This is a genomic window from Flavobacterium ammonificans (assembly GCF_020886115.1).
Lineage (GTDB): Bacteria > Bacteroidota > Bacteroidia > Flavobacteriales > Flavobacteriaceae > Flavobacterium > Flavobacterium ammonificans.
Genome location: NZ_AP025185.1, coordinates 2365680 through 2377652 on the forward strand (window position 1 = coordinate 2365680; position 11973 = coordinate 2377652).

The following is an 11973-nucleotide window of genomic DNA, read 5'->3' on the forward strand; positions in this document are numbered from 1 at the left end:
TTGAGAATTAGTTTTATCAAAAATAATCAATTTTTGCATTCCAAATTAAATTGATAAAAAAAGGGGATTCAACATTTGTCGAATCCCCCTTATAATTTATAGAACAATTATTTATGCTCCTTTATGATTTTTTTCAATTTGGTTTTTCTCTTCTCTAGAAATTGTATCAACTAAAACAGGAGTTGCAATAAATAGTGAAGAATAAGTTCCAACAAAAATACCTATTAACATCGCAAAGATAAATCCTCTAATTGATTCTCCTCCAAATATGAACATCGTCAATAATACAATAATCATTAATAATGAAGTATTTAATGTTCTAGATAAAGTAGTGTTAATAGAAGCATTTACGATTTCTTCAAAAGTACCTTTACGTTTACCTAAAATAAACTCTCTAATTCTATCAAATACAATTACAGTATCATTCATAGAGTACCCAATTACAGTAAGAATAGCTGCAATAAAATGTTGGTCCATTTCCATATGGAAAGGCATAAACTTATAACATAAAGAGTAAATTCCTAAAACAAAAATTACGTCGTGCGCTACTGCAGCAATTGCTCCTAATGAATACTGCCACTTACGGAAAGAGATCATTAAGTACAAGAATATAACTGCCATTGCACCAATTACAGCCCAATACGAATTTGTTTTGATATCTTCAGAAATAGAAGCACCTACCTTAGAAGCTTGTAAAACTCCTACTTTTTTTCCATCGTATGAATTAATGAATTGATCGTAAGTAATACCATTATAGTATTTTTTCAATCCAGCATACAATTTCTCGTTTACTTCTTTATCTACATCAAGACCTTCTTCAGTAATTTTATATTTGGTAGTCAATTTCAATTGATTATCAGATCCGAAAATCTTAGCCTCAACTGTTGTTCCAAACTCTTTTGATAATTCTTCTGCTACTACTGAAGCATCAATTGGTTTTTCAAATTTAACTTGGAATGTTCTACCTCCAACAAAATCAGTTCCTTGATCCAATCCATTCACAAAGAAAATTGAAATTAAACTTACAATAACAACGATAGATGAAATAACATAAGTTACTTTCTTAATACGTATGTAGTCAAAGTTAAAATTGGTGAACCAATTTTTTGTGATAGACGTTGAAAATGTTAAGTTATTTACAGTACTCACATTTCTGTCGATGAAAATTCTAGCAATAAAAATCGAAGTAAATAATGAAGTTACAATACCAATTAATAAAGTTAAGGCAAAACCTTTAATCAATCCTGTTCCAAAAATAAATAAGATCGCTCCAGTTAAAATGTGAGTAACGTTAGCATCAATGATTGATCTCATAGCACCTTTCCATCCATAAGAAGCAATTACTGTATCCGTTAATGATTTTCCTTCTCGCAATTCTTCTTTGGCTCTTTCGTAAATGATGATGTTTGCATCAACCGCAGTACCTAATGTTAAAACAATACCCGCAATACCTGGCAAGGTCAAAACAAAACCAAAACTAGCCATAATTCCGAATAAGAATAACAAGTTTAAGAACAAAGCTAAATTAGCATACCAACCTGCTCTACCGTAATAAAACACCATCCAAAAGCAAACTAATAAAAATCCAACAATAGAGGATGTTGTACCCGCATCAATAGCTGCTTGTCCTAAAGATGGTCCAACCACTTCAGATTGAATGATGTCTGCAGAAGCTGGTAATTTACCTGCTTTTAAAACATTAGCTAAATCTTTTGTTTCAGTAACATCAAAATCACCAGAGATTTCTGATCTTCCACCAGCAATTGGTCCGCTAGAAACTCCTGGAGCAGAATATACAACGTTATCCAAAACAATAGCAATATTGCTTTTTTGAGTGTAAGCTCTACCTGTTAATTCTTCCCAAGCTTTTGCTCCTTTACCATTCATTTGCATAGAAACAGCTGGTTTTCCAAGTTGGTCAAAAGTATCACTTGCATCAGTTACTACACCACCACTCATTGCAGCAATGTTATCTCTATTTCCTTTTAGAGCATACAATTCAACCGCATCGATTTCTTTTGATTTTGCATCTTTAATTTTAGTTGGTTTTCCCCAAACAAATTTAGCATAACGTTGGTCACCTGCTAATAAAATTCTAATATCAGCTCTTCTTAAATACTCACCAACAGTAGCGGTATCTTTTGGAGCAAATAATCCTAAAACTGGTCCACCACCTTGTGCAATAATTTTATCTAATAAAGGATTGTTTCCTTTTTTAGTAGCATCAGCATCTTTAGTATCAGCCAATAAAGCACTTAATGAATCCTTAACCACTTTTTGAGGAGCCGTTTTGTTGATTTCGGTTTTCTTCAATGACTCATTTGCAGCCATTAAAAAGTTTCCAATTTCTTCAATTTTATAGGTTTCCCAAAACTCTAATTGAGCAGTACTTTGTAATAATTTTTTAATTCTATCAACATCTTTAGCACCTGGCAATTCAACTAAGATTCTTCCAGACTCTCCTAACTTTTGAATATTAGGTTGTGTTACTCCGAATTTGTCTATACGTTTTCTTAATACTCCAAAAGCACTTTCAACAGATTCATCAACTTTTCTTTTGATTACCTTTTTTACTTGAGCATCCGTCATTTGGAAATCTACTCCACCTTCACCTTGTAAATTTCTGTTAGCAAAAATATCAGGAGAAGCTAATTTTACGGTTCCATTTGAGTTAGCTTCAAAAGCTTCAAAAAAAGCATCAATATAGGTTTGGTTCCCTTTTTGATTAGCCGTAGCATCATCTAACGATTTATTGAAAACTGGGTTTTTAGAATAATTAGATAAACCTTTCAAAATGTCTTTAACAGAAACTTGAAGAATCACGTTGATTCCTCCTTCTAAGTCAAGACCTTTATTGATTTGCTTATCTTTTACTTCGTTATAAGTAAAATCAGAAAATCCAAGATTTAATACTTTTTCTTTACCAATCGAATCCAAATATTTTAACTCTTTTTCAGGATTTCCACCTGCAAAAGCTTTAGCATCGCTAGCTACTGAGTTAGCTATGAAAGTGAAAGAAAGTTGGTAAATACTTACCAATGCAAATAGAATTGCGAAAAATTTAATGAGGCCTTTATTCTGCATTATTACTAAAAATTAATTAATCTTTTATATTTATTTTTCCTTAAATCGCTGTAATACAACGATTAAAACTTAAATCAAAGAGAATATATCACTCCAAATCTAAGTAATCATTTTTTTAAACCGAGCAAATATATAATTTAAGGTTAAGATTAACCAATTTATTTGTCAATTAATCTCAAAAAAAAGACTGCAAAAACGCAGTCTTTTTAAATTATATTACAATTTTATGCTAAAACTGATTTTAAATCAGCATTCATATTTCTTACTGCATCTGCACTTTTAGCAAATAAAGCTTTCTCTGAATCATTTAAAGTGATGTCTAAAATTTCTTCCACACCATTTTTACCGATAATACAAGGAACTCCAATACAAATATCATTTTGTCCATATTCCCCTTCTAAGAAAACAGAACAAGCGATCATTTTCTTTTGATCATTCAAAATACTATCTACTAAATAAGCCACTGAAGCACCTGGAGCATACCAAGCTGAAGTTCCCAAAAGACCAGTCAAAGTAGCACCTCCTACCATAGTAGATGCAGCCACTTTATCTAATTCTTCTTGAGAAAGAAATTCAGAAACTGGAATACCGTTATAAGAAGCTAAACGAGTCAACGGAATCATAGTAGTATCACCGTGACCACCAATAACCATTGCCGAAACATCGTTTGATGGTTTGTCTAAAGCTTGAGATAAATAATATCTAAAACGAGAGCTATCTAAAGCGCCTCCCATACCGATTATTCTGTTTTTTGGCAAACCAGTTGATTTCAATGCTAAATAAGTCATTGTATCCATAGGATTAGAAACTACCACTACAATTGTATTTGGAGAATGAACCAATACATTTTCAGCAACTGTTTTTACAATTCCTGCATTAATACCTATTAATTCTTCACGAGTCATCCCTGGTTTTCTTGGAATTCCAGAAGTAATAACAACAACGTCGCTATTTGCAGTTTTAGAGTAATCATTTGTTACTCCGGTTACTTTAGTATTAAATCCTGTATTAGTAGCACATTGCATAATATCCATAGCCTTACCTTCAGCAAAACCTTCTTTAATATCTAATAATACTACTTCACTTGCAATACCTCTATACGAGATTACGTCAGCACAGGTTGCTCCTACATTTCCTGCTCCTACAATTGTAACTTTCATTTTTTTTTATTTAATAATTATATAATAACTGTTTTTCAATATGGTTTGTTACGCATCAATTTTAGCGTACACCGCATTTTTCTCAATAAATTCTCTTCTTGGCGGTACCTCATCTCCCATCAACATAGAGAAAACTCTATCGGCTTCCACCATATTGTCAATGGTAACTTGACGTAAAGTTCTAAAACTCGGATCCATTGTAGTTTCCCACAATTGCTCTGCATTCATCTCTCCAAGACCTTTATAACGTTGAATAGCAGCACTACCTCCCATTCTTTCGTTAGCTAAATCACGTTGATCTTCTGTCCAAGCATACTCTTTTTTGTTTCCTTTCTTCACCAAGTACAAAGGAGGCGCAGCAATATATACGTGACCTCTTTCAATCAATTCTCTCATGAAACGGAAAAAGAACGTTAATATTAAGGTAGCAATGTGACTTCCATCGACATCGGCATCACACATAATAATCACTTTGTGGTAACGTAATTTTTCAATATTCAATGCTTTACTATCTTCCGCTGTACCAACAGTTACCCCAAGAGCCGTGAAGATATTTCGAATCTCTTCGCTTTCAAAAACTTTGTGGTGCATTGCTTTTTCCACGTTCAAAATCTTACCACGTAAAGGCAAAATCGCTTGAAAATTTCGGTCACGACCCTGTTTTGCAGTTCCACCTGCCGAATCTCCCTCGACAAGGTATACTTCACATTTTTCTGGATCTTGTTCAGAACAATCTGATAATTTTCCTGGCAATCCGCCGCCACCCATAACGGTTTTACGTTGTACCATCTCACGTGCTTTTTTAGCAGCGTGACGGGCTTGGGCAGCCAAAATTACTTTCTGAATAATGATACGAGCATCATTTGGATTTTCTTCCAAATAATTCTCTAACATTTCTCCAACAGCTTGACTCACCGGAGAAACTACCTCTCTATTCCCTAACTTAGTTTTGGTTTGTCCTTCGAACTGAGGCTCTGATACTTTAACCGAAATAATAGCGGTAAGTCCCTCACGGAAGTCATCACCAGCAATTTCGAATTTTAATTTATCCAACATCCCAGAAGCATCGGCATATTTCTTAAGCGTTCTTGTCAAACCACTTCTAAAACCTTGTAAATGAGTTCCTCCCTCGTGTGTATTAATGTTATTTACATATGAAAAGATATTCTCAGAATAACTTGTATTGTAAATCAAGGCTACCTCAACAGGAATTTCACCTTTTTCGTGATCCATAGAAATTACGTGCGCAATAATTGGCTCACGGTTCCCATCTAAATAACGAATATATTCTTTCAATCCTTCAGTAGAATGGAACACTTCTGAAAGGAAGTTTCCGTCTTTATCTACTTCTCTTTTATCTGTAAAAGTGATTTTTATTCCTTTATTCAAGAAAGACAATTCACGCATACGCGCAGACAATGTCTCATACGAATACTCTGTAGTTTGAGTAAAAATAGTTGGGTCTGGATAAAAAGTAACAATTGTTCCTCTTTTAGTAGTTTCTCCAATTTGTTTTACTGGATATAACGCTTTACCACGTTCGTATTCTTGCTCGTAGATTTTTCCATCACTACTATGAACCGTTGCTCTTAAATGAGATGACAAAGCATTCACACAAGAAACACCAACACCGTGTAAACCTCCAGAAACTTTATACGAATCTTTATCAAATTTTCCTCCAGCTCCAATTTTAGTCATTACAACCTCTAAAGCGGAAACACCTTCTTTTTTATGAATTCCTACCGGAATACCTCGACCATTATCTTCAACAGAAATCGATCCATCTTCATTGATAGCAACACTAATGGTATCACAATGACCTCCCATTGCTTCATCAATAGAGTTATCTACTACTTCATACACTAAATGATGCAACCCTCGCACTCCTACATCTCCAATATACATTGAAGGACGCATTCTTACGTGCTCCATTCCTTCTAATGCCTGAATACTATCCGCTGAATAATTATTCTTGTTAATTTCCTCACTCATATTTTTATTCTAAAATGTAAAATTGTATAACGAGCAAATATATAAAAACAGGGGGTATTTGAGAAAGAAAATCCCTTTTATAAATGTTAAGTTATCAACATTTGTTTATATTTTTTGACAAAAAAAGACGTTTCTATGAAGCGAAACGTCTTTTTCCAACATTAATAAAACTAATCTAAAATTACAATGCTATTGCAACATCTGCTTGAACATGGGCTGCATTGGCTCTACCACTCGGATCTTGATTTTCTTGCCATTTTGGAATCCATTTTCTAACGGTTTGTGCTGCGCTTACTTGTGGATAGTATTTATGAAAAATGGATCTGTAGAAATAGGCTTCTTTTGTCGTAGGCGTGTTATAAGGAAACTCAGCTTCAGCTCCAGCTAATTGCTCGTCAGTTACTTGAGAAGAGCAATACTCAATCAATTGATCAATCCAGTTGTACCCAACACCATCCGAGAACTGCTCTTTCTGTCTCCACAATACCTCATCTGGCAAATACGGATTGTCTGGAGTATCAAATGCTTTTCTTAAAATGTATTTTTCTTTTCCATCATACGTTTTCGGCATTTTTTCTTCCGGTTTGATACGAACAGCCATATCTAAGAATGCTTTGTCTAAGAACGGAACTCTCGCCTCTAAACCGTGAGCCATAGTTGATTTATCTGCTCTTAACAAGTCGGCAGTGAATAATTTCTGCACTCTTTCAATGGTTTCTTTTTGGAAATCTTCCACCGTTGGCGCATTTCTAAAATACAAATACCCTCCAAAAATCTCATCAGCACCTTCTCCTGAAAGCACCACTTTAATTCCCATATCGGTAATGGCTTTAGACAAGAAATACATAGGCGTACTCGCACGAATAGAAGTCACATCATAGGTTTCCAAATGCCAAATCAATTTATCTAAGATTTCGATACCTTGCTCAATCGTAAAGTGTACTTCGTGGTGTTCTGTTCCTAAAAACTCTGCTACTTTTTTAGCAGCTTTAGCATCTGGCGCATCTGCATCCAAACCAATTGAGAAGGAATGTAATTTTTTACCACTTTCTTTCAATAATCGTGACGCAATTGAAGACGTCAAAGACGAATCTAAACCTCCTGAAAGCAACACCCCAATTGGCACATCACTCATCAAACGTTTACGAGTAGCCTCAGTCAAGGTTTCTCTAATCAATTCCAAATCTAAATCTTGATCTGCTTTAGTGTAATCTTCATAAACAGGTTGGTAGTACTTTACAAAACCAGTATTTGGAGTGTAATAATGCCCTGGAGGAAAAGTCGAAAATGTTTTACATTGGTCAGCAATAGGTTTCATTTCAGAAGCAAAATAGATTCTTCCCCTGTCGTCTAAACCGTAATACAATGGCTTAACTCCCATTGGATCTCTACCTGCAATAAAATCATCTCCGTCAACTACAACAAATGCCCAATCTCCGTCCAACATTTGACAAAAATCATAACCAAATTCTTCGTACAAATGCACAATTACCTCTGAATCGGATTTAGTTCTGAAAGTATGTCCTTTCAAAACTCCGTCACGCAATGCTTGGTGATTGTACACTTCTCCATTATGTACCATCCAAGCGGTTGAAGTTCCTTGAATCGGTTGGCGCCCTGAATGCAAGTCAATAATTGACAAACGCTCGTGACTTAAAATATGTCCATTCTCTGTTATATGAATATCACTTTCATCTGGACCACGATGGGTCATTCTTTTTGAAAGTTCTCTCACTAATTGTTCATCTTTTCCTTTTCCTATGATGGCTAATATTCCGCACATAATCTTACAATTTACTTTGTGTTATTTTGATACGGCAAAGATGAGTTAAAAGTTACGATTGAAAAACATAAACTTAAAATTAACTTACAAATAAAAACTTAAAATTAGTTTTTATATTTAAAATGTAATTAAAAATAAAGGAATTGTAAACTTGAAGTTAAAATATGTAAATGGATAGTCAATTAACTATTTATTGAAATAATCTGTTTATCCTTGTTTAACGGTTTACAGCTACACGCAGGTGGGGATTTTTAGCACTGAACTTTATTAGAAGTACAAAACTTGAACCTTGCACTAAACTGTCATAGAAGCACTTAACCACCACTTGCGTGTAGGTGCTGTTATGCCTTCGCCCTTTATTCTGTCAGCCAATTTAATGCTTCTTGTGTTATTCCGTTATACCACTCTTTTTCATTGTCTGTTGAGTTTGCCAATTCGTTTGAACGCTCAAAAAATCGTTGAACGTGTCTTGGTTCGGGAACATAACTTGCTTTGTGCGAATCCTCAACCATTTTTAAAAATACTGTTAATGGCAGAGGAACGATTGTAGAAGTCCCACCGTAGTAACTGATGTTCATTTTGTGTAAAGCGTAAAAATGAGCAACACAAGCCTCGTTTATGTTTGGTGCTATGAACAAACAATAAGCAGGTTTATTTGTTTCCCGTTTCACTTTTGCAAGATGTCTTGTAACTGGTTCGCCTTCTGTTTCATATTGTCTTTGTCCACCTTGCATTGTAACTTCAACAGTTAAGCCAAAATCTTCATAATCACAAACAATATCTGCCATATTTCCTTGTGCGGTTGACATTGGATTTCCGAAGTCGTCAAATTTCAGATTTGCCTTTATGTTTCCTCCGTCAAGCATTGTCATTGCTCGCCAAGTATTCCATTCCAACATTAAAGGGTTGTCGTATAGTGAATTGGCAAGTATTTGGTCAAATGTCGAATTGATGTCGTCAAACAAGCGATAATCTTTGATTGCCATAACTTGTTCGGTAATAATTTGCTCTTTTCGTTTCTCTAATTCGTCAGCAAAAATGTCTTTAAGCTGTTGTAAAGTTGCTGTTTCTTCAATTTTGATTTTCGGAAATTCTGTCTTTATTTTTTGTTCAAGTAATTCTCTGTTGTCGGTTAGAAGTGCTGGTGTTTCTGCATTACCAAGATAAGCAACATATTGTTTTTCGTTGTCAATAAAATGTGGTTCTCTGTTTGTATGTTCCAAGAAATAATCTACTTCCTGAATTTTTTCAGGAACAATTGAAATAGATTTTCCAATGTGTGAAATGTTTACCAAGCCTGTTGCTCTCAAATAACGAACGCAAGCATCTGCATAATCTCGCATATTACTTGCTTTAGTTTTTAAGAATTTTGAAATTGAATCGTCATTTGTTTGTCTTGTTTTGGTTTTTCCAGAAGCAATATCGGCACTATAAATTTGTTGTAGTTCAGCTTCTAAATATTCAGCACGAAATTTTTTGTAATTTACTTCGTTTTGTGCTTTTGCTATTCTGAATTGATTGATTTTTTCAACAATTGTTTCAAATTCTCGGTAGTCAACTAATTGTAATCCAAAAATCATTACTTCGTCAAACTTCAAAGAACCGAAATGACGAACTAATCTAAAAAGTTCAAGATAAGGTCTTACCCAAAAATCAGCAGAATTAGCAGAAGGCTTGTGAAAAGGTGACGGTACTTGAAACTTTAGCAATTGTCGTAAAAATATTTCATCTTTTCGTCTTGAATTTACTAATTCTAAACCCGCTGGAGTTAAACTGATAACTGGCGAAAGCACAACAAAACCTAGTGATTTCGGTGCTCGATTTATTCTGTCTCTTGCACTAAATGCAGGGTCGTTTGCACCTTCGCCATTAAAGAAGTTTTCTTCTTTCAATAGCTCCATAAATGCAAGTTGCGTTTTTGTATTCCATTTTTGTCCTGCAAAATGAGTGTTCAATAACTCAATTTCAGGAATCATTTTAGCAGGTGTTCGTGGTGATGTTGTAACGAAAATTACTTTACTGTCTATTCTTGCCATAATTTATTATAGTGCTAATTCTTTTTCAAATTCTAGTTGTGGGAAATGTTTTTTAGCAACGTTACCGTAATTTGAAATCAAAATATGGCTTGCTTCTGATTTAAATCTATTTCTAATATTCACTGCATAAGATTTTTCATATTCGTCAACAATCATTTCACCATATAACTTTTCTGTTAATGGTGTTCTTCCAATAACCATAAGTGCCTTACATTTAAGTTGCTTATACTGATTGGCTAACTCAATGTGATTTCTTTCATTAAATCCGTCTTTGTGTTCAACATTACCATAATCTGAAAAAACACAATCATACGGTGGGTCTAAAAACATAAAATCATCTTTATCTGCCATTCTAAATATTTCTGAATAATCAAGATTGTAAATTTCTGTTTTATTAAGTAGGTTGTTATGTGCTTTAGTAACCAAAGAAGTGTTTAAGTTAGCATATCTTCCATATGGTACATTAAATTCTCCTTTTGAGTTATAGCGAATCATTCCCGAATATGCTGTTTTGTTGATGAAGAAATATAGCAAAGCTTCTGAATACCTTTTTTCTGTCAAATCGTTGAACATATCTCTGATTTGGTAATAAAGAGGTTCGTTTTCGTCATCTACACGTTCATTTGGTGTTTTGCTTTTCAACTCTTCAAACTTTTTGCGATTTGTTGCATAAACTTTTTCGATTTCTGATAATTCAGTTTTGAGAAGTTCAAAATTGTCTTTTACACCTAAATAAAATGAAATTAGTTTTGAGTTAATATCGTTAATGATTGCTTTCTTGGGTTCTAAATGAAAGAATAACGCACCTCCTCCAAAAAATGGCTCAATATATTTCCCGCTAAACTGCGGAATATGTTTAATCAAATGGGGAATTTCTTTAGATTTCCCTCCTCTGTATTTTACGAGTGGTTTCATATTTTCGCAGTTTTTCGTTTATATTCGACAATGCTTTCTGCAACTACATTTAAAATTTGCGTTGCTTCTTCTTCTTCGGCAATAATGTCATAAACTTTGTCTGCCGACCATAAACGAATTAACTCTTTTGAATCAACTTCAAGCAATTCTGAAAGAATAGTTACTTGTTCTCTCTTTGCCCGTCTGTCGCCTTTTTCAATCTTACAGTATGTTGCTGTGTCTATTTCTAAAGCAGCAGCCAACTGTCGTTGAGGGATTTGTTTCTCCTCTCGAAGAGTCTTTATTCTATTTCCAAAGATTGTTGACATAATTTAGTATTGACATTATTTGGCAAATATAATTATTTTTTCTTTCTGTCGTCATTTTATTTTTAGCACGGTCGTCTTTTAGGGTGAGGCATAACTTGTATATATGCGAAACAAACTTTCGCATATACACCCAATATAGGGAAGATTGGCGCTAGTTGGCTTCTTTATTGTTTTCAAATATAATTATTTTTCCTTACAAGTGAAGGTTCTGCGTTGGTAGTAATTTTGAGCTTAACGTTTTTATTCAACACTTTCAATACAATAGCGGGTGCCATTAATCTCAAAAGCAAACCCAACTTGATTTCCCATCAACTTAGCGCCAAGTGGCGATTGTGGCGACAAAGCAATGACGTTAATTCCCTCGATACTTACTTTTGGCAAAGCAGTGCTTAAGTACAGAAAAATTCCGTTTGCTTTAACCAAGCTTCCTAAAGCAATCGTGTCCAACACTTTTAAAGGATCGATTTTATCTAAAATGGCTTTTTGAGTTAAGACCTCGCTCAGTTTGTGGTTTAGTTTTTCTTGTTCGATATGCATCATCGACAAAGCCGTTTCATGCTTATCGCCTGCCGAACCTTTGGCATCGTTTTTAGAATCTTCAGTCAAAGCCGAAATCATATCCCGAAAGACATCGATTCGATCTTGAACTAATTGCAAATAATAGTGGTGCGTTTTTTCTTTAAAAGTGCTCAAAA

The 11973-nt window shown here is 34.3% G+C and carries 8 protein-coding genes; all 8 read right to left on the reverse strand.

Annotation, left to right across the window (positions count from 1 at the left end; translation table 11 throughout):
* Positions 1–111: 111 nt before the first annotated feature.
* Complete coding sequence (gene secDF, locus LPC20_RS10540; RefSeq protein WP_229325196.1) at positions 112–3084, reverse strand: protein translocase subunit SecDF; 2973 nt, start codon at positions 3082–3084, stop codon at positions 112–114.
* Between the two features lie 224 nt (positions 3085–3308).
* Entirely contained in the window at positions 3309–4244 is a 936-nt protein-coding gene (mdh, locus tag LPC20_RS10545; protein WP_229325197.1) for a malate dehydrogenase, read from the reverse strand.
* A gap of 48 nt (positions 4245–4292) precedes the next feature.
* Entirely contained in the window at positions 4293–6236 is a 1944-nt protein-coding gene (gyrB, locus tag LPC20_RS10550) for a DNA topoisomerase (ATP-hydrolyzing) subunit B (protein ID WP_229325198.1), read from the reverse strand.
* A 181-nt stretch (positions 6237–6417) separates the two neighbouring features.
* On the reverse strand, positions 6418–8019 hold the full coding sequence (gene asnB, locus LPC20_RS10555) for an asparagine synthase B (protein ID WP_229325199.1): 1602 nt from the start codon (positions 8017–8019) through the stop codon (positions 6418–6420).
* Between the two features lie 356 nt (positions 8020–8375).
* Positions 8376–10055 carry an AlwI family type II restriction endonuclease gene (locus LPC20_RS10560; protein ID WP_229325200.1) on the reverse strand — a complete coding sequence of 560 codons (1680 nt, stop codon included), beginning with the start codon at positions 10053–10055 and terminating at the stop codon, positions 8376–8378.
* Between the two features lie 6 nt (positions 10056–10061).
* Positions 10062–10970, reverse strand: coding sequence for a DNA adenine methylase (locus LPC20_RS10565; RefSeq protein ID WP_229325201.1), 909 nt, complete (start codon positions 10968–10970; stop codon positions 10062–10064).
* The gene (locus LPC20_RS10570) at positions 10967–11278 is read right to left on the reverse strand and encodes a helix-turn-helix domain-containing protein (protein ID WP_229325202.1); all 312 of its coding nucleotides are present in this window, start codon (positions 11276–11278) and stop codon (positions 10967–10969) included. The genes LPC20_RS10565 and LPC20_RS10570 overlap by 4 nt, the downstream gene beginning before the upstream one ends.
* 240 nt (positions 11279–11518) lie before the next feature.
* Positions 11519–11971 carry a hypothetical protein gene (locus tag LPC20_RS10575; RefSeq protein ID WP_229325203.1) on the reverse strand — a complete coding sequence of 151 codons (453 nt, stop codon included), beginning with the start codon at positions 11969–11971 and terminating at the stop codon, positions 11519–11521.
* Between the last annotated feature and the right edge of the window lie 2 nt (positions 11972–11973).